Source organism: Sporosarcina sp. FSL W7-1349 (assembly GCF_038003045.1).
Lineage (GTDB): Bacteria > Bacillota > Bacilli > Bacillales_A > Planococcaceae > Sporosarcina.
This window is the reverse complement of sequence record NZ_JBBOOK010000001.1, coordinates 819,809-838,600: the sequence shown is the minus strand read 5'-3', so window position 1 is coordinate 838,600 and position 18,792 is coordinate 819,809. Positions and strand designations below refer to the sequence as shown.

18 protein-coding genes are annotated in these 18,792 nt (G+C 45.6%); 12 read left to right on the top strand and 6 right to left on the bottom strand.

The annotated features are described in order from the left end of the window. Positions 1 to 23 precede the first annotated feature (23 nt). The gene (locus MKY41_RS04190; protein WP_340743846.1) at positions 24 to 377 is read left to right on the top strand and encodes a hypothetical protein; all 354 of its coding nucleotides are present in this window, start codon (positions 24 to 26) and stop codon (positions 375 to 377) included. Between the two features lie 107 nt (positions 378 to 484). Here the strand turns inward: MKY41_RS04190 and MKY41_RS04185 are convergent, their stop codons facing one another. Further along, positions 485 to 733, bottom strand: a complete 249-nt coding sequence (locus MKY41_RS04185; protein ID WP_340743845.1) for a hypothetical protein — start codon at positions 731 to 733, stop codon at positions 485 to 487. A gap of 79 nt (positions 734 to 812) precedes the next feature. Here MKY41_RS04185 and MKY41_RS04180 point away from each other — a divergent pair, with 79 nt between their 5' ends. The 3 genes from MKY41_RS04180 (at position 813) to MKY41_RS04170 (ending at position 4,264) form a co-directional block, all read left to right on the top strand. Continuing rightward, entirely contained in the window at positions 813 to 1,991 is a 1,179-nt protein-coding gene (locus MKY41_RS04180) for an MFS transporter (protein ID WP_340743844.1), read from the top strand. A gap of 151 nt (positions 1,992 to 2,142) precedes the next feature. Then, on the top strand, positions 2,143 to 3,699 hold the full coding sequence (locus tag MKY41_RS04175) for a fatty acid--CoA ligase (RefSeq protein WP_340743843.1): 1,557 nt from the start codon (positions 2,143 to 2,145) through the stop codon (positions 3,697 to 3,699). 202 nt (positions 3,700 to 3,901) lie between these two features. Next, a complete protein-coding gene (locus MKY41_RS04170) occupies positions 3,902 to 4,264 on the top strand; it encodes a hypothetical protein (RefSeq protein ID WP_340743842.1) in 363 nt (120 codons plus the stop codon). A gap of 262 nt (positions 4,265 to 4,526) precedes the next feature. Here MKY41_RS04170 and MKY41_RS04165 read toward each other — a convergent pair whose 3' ends face one another. Genes MKY41_RS04165 through MKY41_RS04155 form a run of 3 tightly spaced genes read right to left on the bottom strand, consistent with a single transcriptional unit; the run spans position 4,527 to position 8,368 of the window. Next, positions 4,527 to 5,759 (bottom strand): Ger(x)C family spore germination protein, encoded by a 1,233-nt coding sequence (locus tag MKY41_RS04165; RefSeq protein WP_340743841.1) that lies wholly within the window; start codon positions 5,757 to 5,759, stop codon positions 4,527 to 4,529. Next, positions 5,746 to 6,840 (bottom strand): GerAB/ArcD/ProY family transporter, encoded by a 1,095-nt coding sequence (locus MKY41_RS04160; RefSeq protein ID WP_340743840.1) that lies wholly within the window; start codon positions 6,838 to 6,840, stop codon positions 5,746 to 5,748. Before MKY41_RS04160 ends, MKY41_RS04165 begins: the two co-directional genes overlap by 14 nt. Beyond that, positions 6,833 to 8,368 carry a spore germination protein gene (locus MKY41_RS04155; protein WP_340743839.1) on the bottom strand — a complete coding sequence of 512 codons (1,536 nt, stop codon included), beginning with the start codon at positions 8,366 to 8,368 and terminating at the stop codon, positions 6,833 to 6,835. Before MKY41_RS04155 ends, MKY41_RS04160 begins: the two co-directional genes overlap by 8 nt. Positions 8,369 to 8,576: 208 nt before the next feature. On the opposite strand from MKY41_RS04155, the gene MKY41_RS04150 reads away from it, so the two are divergent. Continuing rightward, a complete protein-coding gene (locus MKY41_RS04150; protein WP_340743838.1) occupies positions 8,577 to 10,589 on the top strand; it encodes a methyl-accepting chemotaxis protein in 2,013 nt (670 codons plus the stop codon). Positions 10,590 to 10,647: 58 nt separating this feature from the next. Here the strand turns inward: MKY41_RS04150 and msrA are convergent, their stop codons facing one another. Further along, complete coding sequence (gene msrA / locus MKY41_RS04145; protein ID WP_340743837.1) at positions 10,648 to 11,166, bottom strand: peptide-methionine (S)-S-oxide reductase MsrA; 519 nt, start codon at positions 11,164 to 11,166, stop codon at positions 10,648 to 10,650. A gap of 196 nt (positions 11,167 to 11,362) precedes the next feature. Between msrA and MKY41_RS04140 the strand changes: the two genes are divergently transcribed. The 3 genes from MKY41_RS04140 (at position 11,363) to MKY41_RS04130 (ending at position 14,803) form a co-directional block, all read left to right on the top strand. Then, positions 11,363 to 12,322, top strand: a complete 960-nt coding sequence (locus MKY41_RS04140) for an LCP family protein (RefSeq protein WP_340743836.1) — start codon at positions 11,363 to 11,365, stop codon at positions 12,320 to 12,322. Between the two features lie 44 nt (positions 12,323 to 12,366). Then, the gene (locus tag MKY41_RS04135) at positions 12,367 to 13,572 is read left to right on the top strand and encodes an AI-2E family transporter (RefSeq protein WP_340743835.1); all 1,206 of its coding nucleotides are present in this window, start codon (positions 12,367 to 12,369) and stop codon (positions 13,570 to 13,572) included. 457 nt (positions 13,573 to 14,029) lie between these two features. Beyond that, positions 14,030 to 14,803 carry a DUF4097 family beta strand repeat-containing protein gene (locus MKY41_RS04130; RefSeq protein WP_340743834.1) on the top strand — a complete coding sequence of 258 codons (774 nt, stop codon included), beginning with the start codon at positions 14,030 to 14,032 and terminating at the stop codon, positions 14,801 to 14,803. A 60-nt stretch (positions 14,804 to 14,863) separates the two neighbouring features. Here MKY41_RS04130 and MKY41_RS04125 read toward each other — a convergent pair whose 3' ends face one another. Then, the gene (locus MKY41_RS04125) at positions 14,864 to 15,865 is read right to left on the bottom strand and encodes a quinone oxidoreductase family protein (RefSeq protein WP_340743833.1); all 1,002 of its coding nucleotides are present in this window, start codon (positions 15,863 to 15,865) and stop codon (positions 14,864 to 14,866) included. A gap of 268 nt (positions 15,866 to 16,133) precedes the next feature. On the opposite strand from MKY41_RS04125, the gene modA reads away from it, so the two are divergent. From modA to MKY41_RS04105, 4 genes are all read left to right on the top strand, one after another. Continuing rightward, positions 16,134 to 16,913, top strand: a complete 780-nt coding sequence (modA, locus tag MKY41_RS04120; RefSeq protein WP_340743832.1) for a molybdate ABC transporter substrate-binding protein — start codon at positions 16,134 to 16,136, stop codon at positions 16,911 to 16,913. A gap of 15 nt (positions 16,914 to 16,928) precedes the next feature. After that, complete coding sequence (gene modB / locus MKY41_RS04115) at positions 16,929 to 17,618, top strand: molybdate ABC transporter permease subunit (protein WP_340743831.1); 690 nt, start codon at positions 16,929 to 16,931, stop codon at positions 17,616 to 17,618. Between the two features lie 12 nt (positions 17,619 to 17,630). Further along, positions 17,631 to 18,308: an ATP-binding cassette domain-containing protein gene (locus MKY41_RS04110; protein ID WP_340743830.1), complete on the top strand. Its 678-nt coding sequence runs from the start codon at positions 17,631 to 17,633 to the stop codon at positions 18,306 to 18,308. A gap of 69 nt (positions 18,309 to 18,377) precedes the next feature. Next, complete coding sequence (locus MKY41_RS04105; RefSeq protein ID WP_340743829.1) at positions 18,378 to 18,779, top strand: sporulation protein; 402 nt, start codon at positions 18,378 to 18,380, stop codon at positions 18,777 to 18,779. The last annotated feature ends 13 nt before the right edge of the window (positions 18,780 to 18,792 follow it).

The window sequence follows — 18,792 nt, the reverse complement described above, 5'->3', positions numbered from 1 at the left end:
TTAGTGCCATAGGAGTGTTTGCAGTGAAAATTCAAGAGTTGTTACTAGCCATCAACAAAAGCATGGAGTCTTTGGACCTCGTGTCCGCCAGACGATATATCGAGGACAATATGGAATTATTGAATGAAAATCGCCATCATCTTCGTTCCAATGCAAGGGCGTTGCTCGATTTTTTAAATGATCAAACGGAGAGCCCTTTAAATCGCCAAGAGTTAAATGTCATCCATTCGATCAATACATATGCTTCCCGTTTTGATATCCGGGGATTAAAATTATCCGTGAAAAATAATTTCGATCTATTAGTACGTGATGATGTGAAGCCTTATTTTACAGAGGACGCGAAAGTGATTTTGGAAGGGATGAATGTCATTCATTGACATGGTGCTATTCGCTGAATTGTCTGAGTAAGGTCGTTGGATTGGAATAGGTTTCACTTTCCTATAAAATAATAAGGCCGGAGCCCGCATAATGGGCTCCGGCTAAATTATTTTGCAGTCATCCGTCTTCGTCTTCGATGCTTATAGGCCTGCAGCGTGCCAAGTTCTTTATTCAATAAATATTCCATCCGGACATAGTCTGCACGGGAAGGTAAAAAGGTTTCATCCAACCCGGACATGGAAAAGATGAAATAGTAATCAGAAATTTTACGGAAGAGGACGACTGTCGTTGGAAATGAATCAAAGATACCTTTGATCTGATATTTTCTCGTGTAGGCCCAGTGGATCAGTTTCATGGCCACCATCCTTTCCTCACAAACTAGTATACGTTGCTAGACGGGCAAACGCAAGTTCGATAGAAAGAAGGATTTCAGCATGAAAACTCAACGAACTCTCTTTAAAAACAGTGTACTTTTAATTGCCATTTTTGCCGTTTCCCTTAATATGCGGCCGGCCATCACGTCAATCGGTCCCATGTTGGAAACGATCCGTGAACAACTCGCGTTGACGAATACCCAAGTCAGTCTGTTAACCGCCTTACCCGTCATCTGTATGGGTATTTTTGCTTCCCTCGCTCCGGTATTAAATCACCGGATCGGCTTACGTCGAACGATGTATCTGATGATTATCGTTATCGGTGTGATGTCTGCACTCAGAGGAATGGTCCCGGGCTATGGCATACTTCTTCCGACGGCGTTTGTCATCGGAATCGCCATTGCGGTGATCGGACCACTTTTATCCGCATTGATCAAACAAAACTTTCCGGAGCAAGCGGCCGCTGTCATCGGTTTGTATTCATTTGGAATGGGGATGGGGGCGACGATTAGCGCGGGATTGACGGCCGTGTTTTTCGAAGCGACCGGTTCCTATCGGTTTGCCATATCCATTTGGGGCATCTTGTCGCTATTCGGATGGATCGCTTGGTTTTTCGCTGGCAGGGGGAAATGGGCCGTCCGCCAGCAGGAAAGGAAGGAGCGGAAGGAAAGAGGGAGATCGCCATGGAAAGTAAAAAAAGCATGGCTCTTCCTCCTGTTCTTCGGATTGCAGTCCTCCGCTTTCTTCTCTATTATTACTTGGACAGTTCCACTCGCCACGACGGCGGGGATGACTTTATTGCAAGCGGGAACGCTTCTCAGTGTGATGACAACTTTTCAAATCGTGTTGAATATCGTCCTGCCGCTCTTGATGCAGCGGTATCCGGCGAGACGAAACTGGATTTGGTTCCTCGCCGGATCCGGCATGGCTGCAACTGTATTGCTGTGGACCGGCTTGCCACTCGCCATGTGGATCGGAGCTATCCTGATGGGATTCCCGCTCGGCGGCCTGTTTCCCATTGCGCTCCTGTTGCCTATGCACGAAACGGAAACCGCGGAAGAAACCAATTCTTGGACAGCAATGATGCAAACAGGTGGGTTCATCATCGGCGGGCTCTTGCCGCTCTTAATCGCGATGGTCTATGACTGGACAGCGAACCATCATTTCACCCACGCCATTATCATGTCCTTGTACACCGCCATGGTCGTCATTGCATGTTGGCTTGGCGATAAAAATTGAGACAATCGTGTTTGTTGCGTTTGTGTGCCTAGTACTAAAACTACCAGGCACACAAACCAAAAACCTGTTGCAAATATCTGACTTTTCAAATAAAGTGAAGATAGGTAGATTCACTTTACCGACTCCAAATAAGAGACGGGAGGAAGCGCAATTGTATGCAACGGTAGGGAAGATTTTTGATTTGACGGTGCAGAAATATCCTGACAGGGAAGCGATTGTCGACTTGCGAAAGGGAATCAGATGGACGTATGGAGAATGGGGGACCGAGGTGAATCGGCTAGCGAACGCATTCGCGGACGCCAGCGTGGAGAAGGGCGATCGGGTGTCTGCCTTCCTGTTTAACGCAAGTGAATTGGCATCCACTTTGTTTGCCACTGCCAAAATCGGGGCGGTTTTCAATCCGATCAATTTTCGATTAAAACCGAAAGAATTGGCCTATATTTTAAAAGATGCCGAGCCGAAAATCCTTTTATTTGAGAGCGCCTTGGAAGAGACCGTGTCCGCCATCCGTGACGATTTTCCGGACATTCAATTTTGGTTTATCGATGACCAAGCTCCGGCTTATGCGGAGAGTTTCGGGAAAAAGGTCCGGAACGCTGCCAGTACACCGCCGGATGTCGATGTGGATGAAAACGACTTGTATGCCATCATGTACACTAGCGGAACGACCGGGCATCCAAAAGGGGTCATGCATCGCCATCGTGCCATGGCGGAACAGAGCTTGATTTGCATCACGGCGTTGAAATGCTCGAAAAACGATCGTGGGTTGGTCATTGCCCCGATGTTCCATTGTGCCGAGCTGCATTGCAATATCATTCCCCGTGTCCAATCGGGTGCGGCGAATATCATCATGCACCAATTTAACCCGAAAGAGGCGCTGCGTGTGATCGAGGAGGAGAAGATTACCATCCTATTCGCCGCACCGACGATGTGGAATATGATGCTGCAAGAGGATGTCTCTACATTCGATGTCCGTTCATTGCGCCGCGGACTGTACGGTGCTGCTCCGATGGCTCCTGTGTTAGTGAAGGAACTCCAGCGTGTCCTGAACATCGATCTCGTCCAGGCTTATGGACAAACCGAAATGGGACCGGCTATCACATTCCTGACTGAAGAGGACCAGATTTCAAAGGCAGGGTCTGCTGGCCAAGCTTGTCATAATCACGAGATCCGGGTCGTCCGTCCCTCGGAAGACGGGCCTGCGGATCCTGATGACATCTTGCCGCCAGGAGAGGTGGGGGAAATCATCGTTCAAGGACCTTGTATGATGATCGGCTACTTCAACCGCAGCGAGGCGACCGAAGATGCGTTGGCCCATGGCTGGTATCATTCGGGTGACTTAGGCTATTTCGATCAAGACGGCTATCTTTTTGTCGCCGACCGGGTTGATGATATGGTGATCAGCGGCGGAGAAAACATTTATCCGCGGGAGGTCGAAGATGTCCTCTATGAACATGAAGCGGTTCTCGATGTAGCTGTTCTGGGGGTACCCGATGAGAAATGGGGCGAGCGTGTCATGGCGGTCGTCGTCAGCAAAGATCCGGATCTGACTGCGGACGAGTTAGAGGACTTTTGTAAGAATCATGAAGGTCTCGCCGCTTACAAACGACCACGCTCCTATTCTTTCGTCGATGCGTTGCCGCGCAATGCCAGTGGCAAAATCCAGAAGTTTCTGTTGCGTGAGCAATTAGTCCAATCCGTGAAGTAGGAAGATGCAATATAAGGGCTGGCTCATGCCGGCTCTTTTCATGCCTAATAATCCATTACTCCTGTCTAGATCGGAGAAAGTAGGTTGATTTTCATAGTTGTCTGTATCTGCCAAACCTCACTTCCGTACTTGAAATTTGGTTGGTATATTGAAAGAAGATAGGAAATCCGTTCCAAGAGAAGGAAATGGAGGAGGGATTGGCATGAATCTGAAAAAGATTTTGCATGATTTGCAAAAATATATGGATAAATCGGATCTGGTTTCGGCGAGACGATTGATCGAGGAGCATTTGGAATTATTGATGGAGAACAAAAACCTGTTGAACCGTCATATCCGGGAAATGGTCGATATTTTGGCATCCATGGCGGAAACCGATTTCCGGCCGCTGAATCGGCAGGAGTTGAATCAAATCCATCATATCAATTCCTATGCGTCCACGTTTGACCTCCGAGGCTTAAAGCTGTCCATCGAGGAGAATCCGGAACTGCTGATGCGGGAGGATGTCAAACATTATTTAAATGCAGATGCAAAGGCTTTATTGGAAGGCATGTCTGCGATTTCATAAAGCACACCAGAATGGTACAAATTTTTTAAAGGTGCCAGGTTCTCATCAAATTTCGAATTGTTCCTAAACCTGGCACCCTCGTATTAAAAATACCTCAAGCAAAAATTATAAGTCGAATCAACAGAGCGGGGATCATTGCAGCCAATAAATAAACGATAATGCCTGCAAATTTATTGCCGGAACGCCAAATTACACGTCCGTAGTTTATCGTATAAACCATGACATAGAAAAAAACAAATATTAATGGTGTCGGCAAAAATGATCAATCCTTACTTCTTTTTATTTTTTGAGGCTTTAATTGGCTGCCGAAACTTTCAATCGTAATTTCGAAATCCACATGCACGTCAGCATTGCGGTATTTATCCTGCCAATCGTAATTCTCAAACGCCTTCATTGTCCAAAACTTATGTCGCACCACTTCATACCAGACGAAAGGTTCTGCACCATATTTTTCTTGTGTTTTTTTTATCAGGCTTGCTGTTTTTTCCTCCAGATTTTTTCGAATCTCATTTTTTAATAGTTCTTGGTTTTTTTCATTCCCCGCATAATCGATTGTGCTTGGAATGGAAAGAACTTGAACTTTTAATGGTATAGTGACATGTACTTCGGGACGTTCTTTGTCAACATCTATATCCACTCTAGTACGAGCTTCCTTTAATACTCTGACTGAAATTCTGAAGTCATCCTTTTTAGGATCTGTAAAAGTATCGATATAATGGCGGGCCAGACTTTTTTCTCTAAGCATAAGTGCAAGCCTTGTTTCCTCCCCGGTTAGAACACCAATCATTTTACCTTCTTTTAACACCGCAGAACCGATCATTTGAACAGGATCTCCCTCTTTTTGGGGAACTTGTCCTGCTTTATAGTTATCGGAGTTTTCCCGATATCGTTCCTCCCTCTCCGAAGTCGCATAAATAGCTAGAAATAAGGCGCTTGATGTTCTTTGTAAATAACGGTTTAAATCGGATACTGGAACAAAACCGGTATCCTTCCATCTGTCACTCATAAAGGCATAATATTTATGCGGACGGGTTTCCAACCGGGAATGATTGTGATTAATAAATTCCCGTGCTTCTTCTTTGCTGACGATCATCACTATTTTTCGACGAACTTCAGGGTCGCGTAAGGAAGAGGCGATGATATGATGTAAAAAATCACTTTTCGCAAATTCCTCTCCAATAATGATGGTCTGCAATTGTGAAAGGTCAATTTCCCTTGAAACAATACTATTTGCCAATTCTTTTGCGGATAAAATATCTGTTGCTGTAATCGTTATAATGTCACTAGGAGGCTCATTTTGTGCCATGGCCACGCTTGTGGACCCAACTTGCGGATTTTCAATTTGAAAAGTCACGTCAACCATATGATCTTCTTTGCTTTTGTCGATACCTAATACGACAACATACCCCCTTTCCTCCAATTCACTTTTATCCCAGCATCCAGATAGGATGAATAATATCGGTAGAAACCCGACATATAGTTTAGGCCGTTTCATTTTTTGACCTTCCCTTCCGACGATCCACTATCCATAAAACGAAGGGGAAGAGGAGCAGTATAATGGAGCTTGATTGGACTAAAGCTTCCCTAAGTGTGTTTCCGACAAAAATGTTCGGTGATATCATTCCGAACAGAACCGTGAGCCCGGCCAACGGCAGCATCAGCGGTTCGTATTCTTTTAACTGCAGCATTTTCGATAAGAAATATGCTGACAAATACAAGTAAATCGAAAAATGAACAGCCGAAGCTACTGTTGCAATGGCCAAATAAATGGATTCGAGATGACTAATTGTTCCGATTGTAGCCATACGACTTAATTGCTGGAAAGGATAAGCGATATTTTGACTTGCAGGAAAGTCAAAAACTGCAACGTATATGATCATGAATAAAGCAAGTGAGATGACGGAAATAACCCATCCAAACAAAGCGCCCACGCGCATATCTTTATGCGTTTGGATAAAAGGATAGAGTGCAAAAAGTAATATACTTTCCCCATAGACAGAACTATGGACTACGCTTTCTTTTAAAATCGTTCCCAAGCCTGGCCCAGCAATCGGAAAAATGCGGTTGAATGAAATATCCTCCCAAATAAAAATGATAAGGGCAAACATCAAAAGTGAAAATATGGGTGTGAAAAGCCAGGCAGTCCTACCGATATTCTCCAAACCACGTTTTGCTATGTAAAAACTTGCACCGATTAGCATGATATAGAGATAGGGAATAGGCGTTTTAGGGTAAAACATCGTGTTGAAAATATCCGCATAGCTTCTACTGTTGATCACCGTTGCGCTAAAGATAATGATGAAAAGTAATAGCATGATGAAGGAACCAATTCGTTTCCCCAAGAGCATATATACGAGTTCTGCAAGGCCTGTATTCCGCCTTTTTACGATCGTCAACAGAATTAGAAAGGGAATCAACATGAATAGAAAGGAAATAATAGGTATCATCCAAGCAGCATTTTTTCCAAGTTTGAATAGCAAGTCTGGGGTTGTATTCATTACTTGAATGGCAAATAGGAAAATGAGGATGCCTATTAATTCTCTTTTTCGAATTTTACCATCGTTTACCTTAATCATTGTTTGAACCTGCTTTCGGATTATTACGACTTTCTTCATTTTGACGACTTGCATAAAAAGGGAGCAGCGCTTGCTTCCATATCGAAGGACGCAAGACCAATCCTTTTGGCGAACGAAAATAAGGAGCGAAGGGTGCTAAAAAAGGTACATTGAAAGATTTTAAAGAAACCAAATAAGCGAATAGACACGCGGTGGCTAAAAAAATTCCGAAAAATCCCATGAAATTTGCAATGAAAATAAAGGCAAAACGCAGGATTCTTATCATGAAACCTAAATTCAAATCTTGGATGACAAAAGAAGACAACCCTGTTATTGCGACAACGATGACCAGGATTGGACTGACGAGATTCGCCTGGACCGCTGCTTGTCCTAATATAAGTGCTCCCACGATGCCAATTGTTGGGCCGATTACCGATGGGATTCGTATGCCCGCCGCCCTTAAAATCTCAAACACAATTTCCAGTAAAATGATTTCCCATAAAACAGGGACCGGTACGACTTCCCTCGTCGCCGCGATGGCGAACAAAAGATCTGGAGGCAGCATTTCAATATGAAATGTGCTAACCGCCAAGTAAATTGCAGGCGTATAGAGAGCGATAAAAACAGATATTAACGTAATGATGCGGATAAAGTTCGCATACGCCCAGCGGAGGTATTGGTCTTCAATCGTATGAAACATGGACCAAAAAGTGACGGGAACAACTAAAGCATATGGTGAACTTTCCATTAATAACACAATATGACCCTCCAGAAGAAAGGAACATGCCCGATCCGGCCTTTCCGTCAAAAGTGTAGAAGGCACGATTGAATAGGTTCTGCTTTCTACATATTGTTCTAATATGGAAAGGTTCTGGATCAAATCACTTTCGAGCTCATTAATCTTTTTTTTCACTTCATTCAATAGTTCCTCGTCGGCCACACCCTTTATATACATGATTGAGACGTCTTTGACGAAACTATTCCCGACCGTCATTGTTTCGCACAGCAACCGACTGTCTTTAATCTGTTTTCGGATGAGCGACTGATTGACAGCCATTGATTCGTTGAATGATTCTTTTGGTCCTCTAACCACGTTCTCAACTGTCGGTTCAGTTACACTTCGATTTTCAAAGCCGGTTGTTTCCGCCGATATTGCCACGTCTTCACCCTCAAACAAAATTAGAGTGTTGCCGCGCAATAAATACTTAACAGCATCCCTTAACTTTGTTAGTTGCTTTGAACCTGTGTTGATTAGCACACTATCTGCTACTACTGACATGCCATCCTCATTTGGAATGTCAGTAACTTTCAATAGTGGTTTGATAATGTTTTCCTCTATAGCTTTTGTATCTACAGTGCCTTCGATGAATAAAATAACGCCTTTTTTTGTCCCTTGCAGAACAGTAATATTTCGTAGTTTAAGCGATTGATTGGTCGGAGAGGAGAATGCTTCTTTTAGTAGACTTACATTCAAATCAAGATCAGTGGAAAAGGATTGTTCCATCTTCTTTTGGTCGTTTGAAGTGTTCCTTCTTTCGGAAATTCCCACGATTAACTCCTCCAGGCACAAATCGGCTATAGACAGTACTCGTCGAATTTTTGAGGTTTTATTCATAGAGGATATAAAGGAGCTTGTCTTCTTTAAAATATCTAAAAATTTTTAATGATTTTTTATTTTTATTAAAACTAAACAATACGGACTTTAGGTCGATGAATCATTCGTACTTAGCATCTTAAGCGTAGGAAGGAGCACTTACGTGAAATCAATCAAAACAAAGATAATTATAGCCGTCATGGTAGTTTTTCTAGTGGGGATCAGCATCATGACACTAATTAGCAGTTCGCAAGTGAAAGGTCGATCGGAAGAGAATACGATCGATTCAAGCGGAGCACTTGTAAGAGAGATGGGGCGATCCATCGAAAAGTTTTTGGTTCAATTTGAAAAAGGGTTGGATCAATTGTCAAAATCTGATACGTTCTCAGCGTATTACGAAGCTTCTTTACAAGATGGGCCGAATACAGAATTAGGTTCGTTGGAAGAAGAATTAAGCCAATTTTTAGACGTTCATCAGGAAACGGCTTTCATCTACTATGCGACGCCGGATAAACAAATGGTCCATATACCTGCGGCAGATATTGAGGAAGGGTTCGACCCGACGAGCCGCGGCTGGTATCAGGGAGCTGCCGGCAATCCGGAAGGCGTATTTTGGACAGATCCTTATATTGACGCAGCCACGAATGACTATGCCATTACCGCAGCGAAAGCGGTTCAAGTAAATGGGGAAGTGGCAGGGGTCATCGGAATCACGATGGAGCTTTCCGCTTTCACTTCGGAGGTTTCCCATGCCCAGGTAGGTTATGGAGGATTCCCGATTATCTTGGACGAAACGGGGACAGCCATTTCGCATCCTACGGAACAAAGCAAGAATATGATGGACTTGCCGTTTATTGCCGAAATGTATGAAAAAGGCAATGAACATGGGGCAACCTACTACAACCAGACGGGTGTGGACCATGTCCTCGTTTACACGACCATGCCTAAATTGGGCTGGAAAATCGGGGCCGTCTATGATGAAAAGGAAATTGGAGCGATGGCTTCCCAGTTGCGGAATTCCATGTTGGTCGTGGCGCTCGCTACCCTGCTTGTCATTTTCATTTGTCTGTATACGCTGATCAGTCGAACGCTGAAGCCGGTTGGACTTTTGAAGCAATTGATGAATTCTGTTGCCGAAGGAGATTTGACTGTTCGTTCGTCAATCCGATCCAAGGATGAAATCGGGGAATTGGGAACGTATTTCAACACCATGATCGATCAGATGAACAGCCTTTTGACGGTTGTCAGTGGATCAGCAGAAAATGTACGCGGCACATCCAGTAATCTGAGCGCTATTTCGGAGGCGACTAGTGAATCCAGTTTGGAGGTTGCCAAGGCAGTTGGTGAAATTGCGGAAGGCGCGGTCAGATCGGCAGAAGACGCGGAAACGGTAACGGAGAAAGCTGAGCTGCTCGGAGTGCAGATCAACGAAATTACGGAAAAAGCCAGTTCGATGACCGAAATTGCGAAAAAAGCCGACGACATGAACACGAACGGCCAAGGCCAGATGCAGCAACTGAAGCATTCCTTCACTGATTGGGAAGCCGATTTACAAACGATGACGAATGCGATTAGTCATCTGGGAAGTAAAGTGAATGCAATCGGCGGTGTCATGGAAACCATTACCGAAATTTCTTCGCAGACGAATCTTCTGGCGTTAAATGCCAGTATTGAAGCGGCTCGGGCCGGGGAACACGGAAAAGGGTTCGCGGTCGTTGCGGATGAAGTCCGGAAACTCGCCGAACAATCCGCCCGTTCGACGGAACAAGTAAAAGCAACTATCTTGGAACTGCAAGCCGAGTCGAAATCCGTGACCGAGCAAATGACGGAAACCATTGATAATTTTAATCGACAAGGCCGTGTCGTTACGGAGACGGAGCTGACTTTCGATGAAATTTCCTCCTTGATGAAAACGATGCAACATTCCATCGAAGGAATCTACGATCAAATTCAAAGCGTGTCTTCTTATAAAGACGAAGTGGCCCAGACGATCCAGACGATGGCGGCAACAGCACAGGAAACCGCTGCCGCTTGTGAAGAGGTGAGCGCCTCGACCGAGGAACAGCTCTCAGCGATTCAGTCCGTGACGGAAACCGCGGAAAAACTATCGATGCTTAGCGAGGATCTAAGCAAAACAATCGAACGATTTCATATTTCGGAAAACGAAATAGAATAATAGCGAAATAACCGTCCCCCGAAAACAGGAGGACGGTTATTTGTTTGAAATGATTCAATTAAGCCCAATGCTTGGATAGAAATTCATCCCGTCCTGATTGCGCCCGATCTTCTTTATAATGCTCTTTTTCCTTCAGATAATAGTCCTGGTGATATTCTTCCGCCGGATAGAATGTTTCCGCTGGCCGGATTTCCGTAACAATTGGTTTTTGGAACTTTCCGCTTGTTGCCAGCTTCGATTTGGAAACTTCCGCGAGTGTTCGTTGCACGTCCGTGTAATAAAAAATAGCAGTCGTATACGAATCGCCACGGTCTTGGAATTGGCCTCCCGCATCGGTCGGATCGATTTGTTGCCAATACACATCAAGAAGCTGTTCATAGGAAAAAATCGCTGGATCGTATGTAATCTCGACCACTTCCAAATGACCGGAATCCCCTTTTTTGACATCTTCATAAGTTGGATGTTCCAGTTGTCCACCCATATATCCCGAAACGACGTCTTCGATGCCGTCCCATTCTTTGAACGGTTTGACCATGCACCAGAAGCAACCGCCTGCAAATGCCGCTTTTTCTTTCATTGTAAATACACCTCCATATCCATTCTTCCATTGTAGCAGGTTGGACTCCAGGACGCGCATTCATTCCGCTTCCTCCGTTAGGGCAAAACACACAGTGCCCGCTATGGGTAATATGCTATAATCTTCATGACACTGTGCAACCCGGACGAGGCCTTGCCGTCCTACTACATAGATAAGAATTTGGAGGAATACGCGGATGGAAGATCATTATGGAGAGCCTATGCCTAGAAGGCGAAGAAAAAAAAGATTGCGGGTCGGCCGCGTACTATTCACCGTATTGGCCCTTTGTTTTTTAGGAATCGGAGCTTATTCCTATATCCAATATAACGCCGGTAAGTCACTGGCAAGCGGAAACGTCATCAACCCGGGTGATTTTAAGGGGGATGCCGTAGATCCGAAATATCCTACCGTGGAGAATTATCTATTGCTCGGAACGGACGATGACGGAGGCGGAAAATCCCGTACCGATACGATGATGGTCCTGTCTTGGGATAAAAGCGAGCAGAAAATCCGGGTCATCTCTTTCATGCGTGACATCTATGCGGATATTCCCGGCTATAAATCGTATAAGTTGAATACGGCGTATTACTTGAAGGGAGTGCAAGCAACTAAAGATACAATCTCCGGAATGTTCGGTGTTCCGATTCATCATTATGCCGCAGTGGACTTCGATAATTTCGAGTCTATCGTCGATATTGCATTCCCGAATGGCGTGGAAATTGACGTGAAAAAAGAGATGTCCGAAAAAATCGGGGTCACTTTGACGCCGGGCAAGAAACGGTTGAACGGCAAGGAATTATTGGGCTATGCACGATTCCGGGCAGATGCGGAAGGGGATTTCGGTCGGGTCGGCAGACAGCAGGAAATCATCTCCGCGATGAAGGAAGAGGCGATGAGTCCAGGCATGCTGCTGCATGTGCCGAAACTGGCCGGCGCTTTATCGGGCTATATTAAAACGGATCTTACGACAAAAGATGAACTGTCCCGCGCGGCCACTCTCCTCATGAATAAGGGGGCGGACGTCGAAACGATGACAGTGCCAGTGGAAGGTTCCTATTCATTCGCCAACTATTCACACGCGGGCTCTGTCATCGAAGTCGATGTGGAGAAGAATAGGGAAGCGATCTCGAAATTCCTCGGCATGAAGCTGGATTAAGAATGGAATGGTATAAATTCGGAGGAAGGTGAAAGGTAACAATTATGGACGAAAAAAAGCCAGCGCAAGCGAGGAATGAAAAGAAGGATGGGAAGCTGTCGAATGTCATCCGGTTTCTCGGGGGACAGACGACGCTTTTCGTTCTCGTTTCCGTATTATTAATCGGTTTGATCATCCTCGTGTACCAACATATATCCTTTATTTTTTATCCGATCAAAGTGTTCTTCTCGACCGTCGTCTTGCCTGTCATCTTAGCAACGATTGCCTATTATTTATTGCGTCCGATCTTAAGGCTGTTGGAAAAGGCGAAGGTGAAGCGGGTGTGGGGGATTTTGATCCTTTTCGTCGGGATGATCGGTTTGATTACATTGCTGATCTTCCTCGTCTTCCCATTTTTACGAACCCAGTTCCACAATTTGGTCGAAGATTTTCCGACCTATTTCAGGCAGTTGTTGATCAATATCGATGACTTTTTCAAGACTTCGATTTTCGCCTCTTATTATAATGAATTGAATATCAATGTGAATTCCCTGTTTGACTCGGGTCTTGGCAATGTTGGTAAGATGTTTGCAGATATGGTGGGCGGCATTGCTAACGGAGTGAGCACCTTCCTTTCGGCATTGACCGGATTCATCTTGGCAATCGTGACGGTGCCATTCATCTTGTTTTATCTTTTGAAGGACGGCGAAAAATTGCCGAAAGTCATTTTGAAAATGCTGCCCCCTCGCATGCGCGATGATGCCGAAGTCATTTTTCACGATGCGGATCATCAGATCAGCGCATATATCCAAGGCCAGATCCTCGTCTCTATCTGTATCGGAATCATGGTTTCGATCGGGTTCTTGATCATTGGAATGGATTATGCCTTATTGCTTGGAACATTGGCGATGTTCACGAGTGTCGTCCCATATTTGGGCCCGATCATCGCGATCACGCCAGCAGTCATCATTGCCATTGTCACGTCGCCGATCATGCTTTTGAAGTTGGCGATTGTTTGGACTATTGTCCAGTTGGTCGACGGGAAGTTCATTTCTCCGCAAATCATGGGGAAAACGTTGCGGATCCATCCGATCACCATCATTTTCGTCTTGTTGACATCGGGTTCCTTATTTGGAGTGGCGGGCGTCATTCTTGCAATACCAGGCTACGCCGTACTGAAAGTCGTATTGTCCCATTTATTCACCCTCTTCAAGCTGCGTTACAATAAGTTTGAGTCGAATGAAGAGCTCTATTATGAAAAATCGGAATAGAAATTTAATCAAATAAGGCATTATATAGAACGAATAAATGATTTGTAATGGGTGGCTCCAGTTGCTTGTAGTGTAGGGCGGCGACTCCAGCGAAGGCAACGGCCTTTGTGCCAAAAAGCGTAGCGTTTGGCAACAGGAGGATGCCTTAATTTCCGCAAAGGGCGCAGAAATACGGCAAATCGAACCCTTCGCTGTTCGATTGATTGAAGCCGTGCCCGCGGAAAGCGTCCGCCTGGAACGGAAAGCAACGGTTGGCTGGTAATGTCCACTTCTTTAGTACGTTTTATATAGATGTCATGCTTTTAAACTGCTTATCTTTATGCCAGGACCTTAAACTCAAGTTAAACTACGACCTAAGCCGTAAATCAAACAGAGCCGGAGTCCGTTCTCTATGGAATCGTTCTATCCTATACTAGGAATAAGAGAGGGAAGGATTCAGGGAAAGGTGGAAGGGCGAGTGCGGAATAAGCTGATTATCGTCATTGTGGTTTTGATTGCGGGGGTGTTCGGGGTCAGGTATGCGATCCATTCATTATTCGGCTTTGATAAATCCGTTGTGATGACGGATTCATTTGAACGGCTTCACGTGAGTGGGTCAAATGCCGTCGTGGAGATCCGGCCGTCGAAAGATGACACGGCGACGATTGAAGTTGTCGGTAAAAAGGGACAGCGCAAAGGTTTGGTGAAAGCGCAAATAGAAGATGGCATGTTGACAGTCAAGTTGAAGGACAAGAAAATATGGGGGTTCCTCCCATTCGGTTACAAGCCTGTGACGGTCGTGATCGAAGTGCCCGAAAAGCAATATGAGTCTTTCCAAGTGAAAAGCGATAACGGCAAGATTTCAGTCGAGGGACTTCAGATGAGTGAATTGGATGTAGAAACGGATAATGGCAAAATCGCCGTAACAGAAGTTGAAGCAGACGTGGTGCGCGTAGAAACGGATAATGGACTGATCGAACTCGACCAGGTGGAAGGTGAAATTACAGCGAAGACGGATACGGGGATGATTTCGCTGAAGACGCCGGATTTGGACCGATCGATCGATTTGAAGACTGATGTCGGAAAAATTTCCGTCCAGACGAAAAAAGAACCGACGAACGCGACGATCCTTGCTGAAACAGACGTCGGCTCCATAAATATCTTCGGCTCGAAAAACAGCAAGACCGTCTACGGAGACGGGAAGAACTTGATCAAACTGAAAACGGATGTCGGCGCCATTGTCGTCCAATAAAAGGAGCTTCCCGGAAAGTCAGGTACCGCCGACTTTCCGGGAAGCTCTTTATTATTATCACTATATTTCCAAAGTGATCTTCCCGAAATTCTCTCCCTTTTCCATGTAGACCAGCGCGTCGGCGGCTGCTTCGAGCGGGAATGATTGTTCGATATACGGCGATACCCGATGTTCTTCAAAAAATTGGAGCATTTCCTTGAAATCTTCCGGACTACCCATTGTCGTCCCTCGAATATCGAGATGCTTGAAGAAGATGCGGGGGAGTACGAGTTCTTTAATCGGCCCCATCGTCGCTCCATAGTTGACGATCCGTCCAGCCGGGTTTGCTAACGCGACCATATGATTAAAGTTTTCGCCGCCAATCCCATCGATGACAAGATCAGCGCCGCCCATCAGTTTCTTCATCTCTTTTACCCAATTGTCTGAGCGATAGTTCACCCCGCCTGCCGCCCCTAGCTGTTTGGCCTTTTCGAGTTTTGCATCGCTGCTCGAGGTGACATAGACATTCGCCCCATGAGCGACCGCAATCTGTAATGCGGTCAATGCAACGCCGCCCCCTATACCTGGAATGAGAACATTCTCGCCCTCTTGCAGACTACCCCTATACATGAGAGCGCGGTATGCGGTTAAGCCCGCCAATGGCACCGCAGCTGCCTCTTCCCAGGAAAGATGGTCCGGTTTCGCATAGACGTTTTCAGCCGCAACAGTTACATATTCGGCAAACGTCCCATCGGATGGCATTCCTAAAGTCCGATGTTCCGGGCTATAATGGACTCTACTTTCCCCCCAATTTAAACTAGGATTGATGACAACCGCACTGCCAGTCTGGATATTGGTCACTTGATCTCCGACTGCAACCACTTCACCAGCCCCATCCGAACCTAAAATGGACGGTAGCTGCATCCCCGGGTACATACCATACGTGATCCATAAATCTCTTCGGTTTAACGCTGCATATTTCAGTCGAATTACCACTTCATCGGATTTCGGCGTCGGAACTTCCACTTCTTCGTATCGTACTTGATTAGGCCCACCAGTTTCTCGTAATACAATCGCTTTCATCAGAATCCCCCTCGCAATTAAAAATATAGATAATAGTAATGATTGAGCGCTCGTTCGAAGTTCTTTCAACTGTAGCATATTTTCACTTTCCTATCAAGCAATGTTTAGAAAAGTTGAACAACTTACTGAGGAATGCCATGGTGTTAAATTCTATCCATCTGAATGAACTGGTTGAGCGCATCTGTATACCATTTTCGTTGGAGTGTGGTACGTTCAATGATAAGGAATTATATGCGATTTCCATTAATAGAAAGAGGTAATTGGTATAATGAAGAGAGTTTCTCTATTGCTGTCCGTCATTTTATTCTCCTCCTTACTGTTCGGCTGCTCAGGTGGGGGATCGGAGAACGCGCAAACGCCGGAAGTGGAATTGCTCGTGTCGGCGGCAGCCAGTCTGACGGATGCCTTGACGGATATTCAACGTACATATGAGAGTCAGCATGAAGGCGTAACATTAATATTCAATTTCGGGAGCTCCGGAAAATTGGCAACCCAAATTGAACAAGGCGCGCCTGTGGACGTCTTTTTATCGGCAAGCGAAAAGGATATGGATAAGTTGGGGGCGAAGGGGTTAGTCGTGGATGATTCTCGTGTCGATTTCACGTCGAATTCTCTTGTATTGATTTCGGCCAAGGACTCAACATTGGAAATCCCTTCATTCAAAAAGATTGACCTTGGTTCCATCCAGCATTTTGCGATAGGAGAACCAGAAACGGTGCCCGTTGGCCGGTATTCAAAGGAAGTGTTCGAACATCTCGGATTATGGGAGCCGCTCCAAGAAAAACTCGTGCTCGGATCCGATGTCCGGCAAGTATTGACGCATGTTGAGATGGGGAATGCAGATCTTGGGGTTGTCTATTCGAGCGACGCCGTCATTTCGGACAAAGTGAAGGTGTTGGCGAAAGCGGATGACGAATGGCATTCCCCGATCATCTATCCGGGCGCGATTATTCGGGAATCTGAACACGAAAAGGCTGCGCAGTCATTTCTAGATTACTTGATGAGTGACAAAGGGCTGGAGACGTTACGAAAATACGGTTTTAAATAAAAAGAGGGAGGGCGTATGTCCGAATTGAATTACACACCACTAGTATTATCATTGAAAGTGGCAGCCATCTCCACCTCTTTCGTTTTCATCTTCGGTTTGTTTTTCGCTTATTTTTTTAGCAGGAAATCATTTTTTGGAAAAAGCATAGTGGAATCGTTCTTTCTTTTGCCGCTCGTTTTACCACCAACGGTTGTCGGCTTCGGATTACTCATCCTCTTTGGGAAAAAAGGATGGATCGGCGGTTGGCTGTGGGACACCTTTGACATCCAGATCGTGTTTACTTGGATGGCGGCTGTCATCGCATCCATTGTCGTCTCGTTTCCCTTAATGTACCAAAGCGCCGCTGCCGCATTCGAAAATATTGATATCCGGCTTGAAAATGCAGCGCGGACGATGGGAGCCTCGGAATGGCGAGTTTTTTGGACGGTGTCGTTTCCGCTTGCCTGGCCGGGTTTATTAGCGGGACTTGTCCTTTCTTTCGCCCGGGGGCTTGGAGAGTTTGGTGCGACTCTCATGCTGGCCGGTTATATCCCCGGGAAAACGGACACCATTCCGATGGCAATCTATTTTGCCGTAGAGGCAGGACAGATGGAAAAAGCGACGTTTTGGGTGATCATCATCGTTGCGCTCGGATTCAGCACGATTCTTTGGCTGAATTGGTGGAGCAAACGAAGCATGCGGCGGTTTGCGAACGATCGGCGATAGGGGAGGAATCGAATGCTAAAAGTACAGATGAAAAAGGAACTGGCCCATTTCGAGCTGGATGTGGCATTTGCAATGAATAAAGAAATTGTCGTCCTCGTCGGTCCTTCAGGATCCGGGAAAACGACCATCCTCAACTCGATTGCCGGACTGGTTCACCCCGATGCCGGATCGATCACATTGGACGAGATGGTTTTCTTTCAGGAAGGCCAAAAACCGCTTTTGCCAAGAAAACGGCATGTAGGTTATCTGTTCCAGGATTACGCGCTTTTTCCTCATATGACTGTTGAAAAGAATATTACGTATGGAGTGAGGAAGGAAAAGCAATCCTCCGTCGTAGAGAGGTTGGTGTACCTGTTAGGCATCCAGCATCTATTATCCAAATACCCTCATCAAGTTTCGGGCGGGGAACAGCAGCGGGTCGCTTTGGCCCGGGCTCTCGTAACAGAGCCGGCTATTCTGTTATTGGACGAGCCGTTGTCTGCATTGGATCGTGAGACGAGAAAGGAGTGTCAGTCGGAACTTTTACGCCTGCATGAACTTTGGCAAATCCCTTTTTTGATTGTAACGCATGATATGGAAGAGGCCCGCGGTTTAGGAGATCGCATCTTGTTTTTAGAGAAGGGGAAAATTGTAAAAGACCTCGCGACTGCGGAAAAGAATGAGGGAGGAAGTTTCACTTTAACCGATTAAGGGCAAATGCGTTATACTGGATACTATAGGGAATAGAGAAGGACACTAACGCATGGGAGGCATTTTTGTATGTTGAAGCAATTTTTATCAAGCATCGGCTTTGGAACGATGAAGGTGGATACGATTGTCGGCTCACCGACCGTCGCATTCGGCGAAACCCTTTCGGGGACGATTTATATCGAGGGTGGGGAAAGTGAGCAGTTGATTGATCATATTGAAATCGAATTATTGAAACGGACGACACGCGATGTCCGGGACAGCGATTTTTCGATCATCGATAATACGATCACCAAACAGGAATTCGAAATCGTTGGAAGTGTGAAGTCGAAAGAGACTGATATGATTCCATTTGAAATCGTCCCGGATGAACGATGGGAGACGGAGGAAAACGAATCGCTCATTTTACGGACGACCGTTTTTATTAAAAATGCGATAGATGTGCATGACGAAGACCGGATTACATATGGCTGAAGCCAAAGCGACC

Bases quoted from the DNA above. Each gene is read 5' to 3' on its own strand.
- MKY41_RS04180 (WP_340743844.1), top strand. From the start codon at position 813: ATGAAAACTCAACGAACTCTCTTTAAAAACAGTGTACTTTTAATTGCC.
- MKY41_RS04140 (WP_340743836.1), top strand. From the start codon at position 11,363: ATGGAAGATCATTATGGAGAGCCTATGCCTAGAAGGCGAAGAAAAAAA.
- modA (WP_340743832.1), top strand. From the start codon at position 16,134: ATGAAGAGAGTTTCTCTATTGCTGTCCGTCATTTTATTCTCCTCCTTA.
- MKY41_RS04165 (WP_340743841.1), bottom strand. From the start codon at position 5,759: ATGAAACGGCCTAAACTATATGTCGGGTTTCTACCGATATTATTCATC.
- MKY41_RS04110 (WP_340743830.1), top strand. From the start codon at position 17,631: ATGCTAAAAGTACAGATGAAAAAGGAACTGGCCCATTTCGAGCTGGAT.
- MKY41_RS04105 (WP_340743829.1), top strand. From the start codon at position 18,378: ATGTTGAAGCAATTTTTATCAAGCATCGGCTTTGGAACGATGAAGGTG.
- modB (WP_340743831.1), top strand. From the start codon at position 16,929: ATGTCCGAATTGAATTACACACCACTAGTATTATCATTGAAAGTGGCA.
- MKY41_RS04125 (WP_340743833.1), bottom strand. From the start codon at position 15,865: ATGAAAGCGATTGTATTACGAGAAACTGGTGGGCCTAATCAAGTACGA.
- MKY41_RS04160 (WP_340743840.1), bottom strand. From the start codon at position 6,840: ATGATTAAGGTAAACGATGGTAAAATTCGAAAAAGAGAATTAATAGGC.
- MKY41_RS04170 (WP_340743842.1), top strand. From the start codon at position 3,902: ATGAATCTGAAAAAGATTTTGCATGATTTGCAAAAATATATGGATAAA.
- msrA (WP_340743837.1), bottom strand. From the start codon at position 11,166: ATGAAAGAAAAAGCGGCATTTGCAGGCGGTTGCTTCTGGTGCATGGTC.
- MKY41_RS04135 (WP_340743835.1), top strand. From the start codon at position 12,367: ATGGACGAAAAAAAGCCAGCGCAAGCGAGGAATGAAAAGAAGGATGGG.
- MKY41_RS04185 (WP_340743845.1), bottom strand. From the start codon at position 733: ATGAAACTGATCCACTGGGCCTACACGAGAAAATATCAGATCAAAGGT.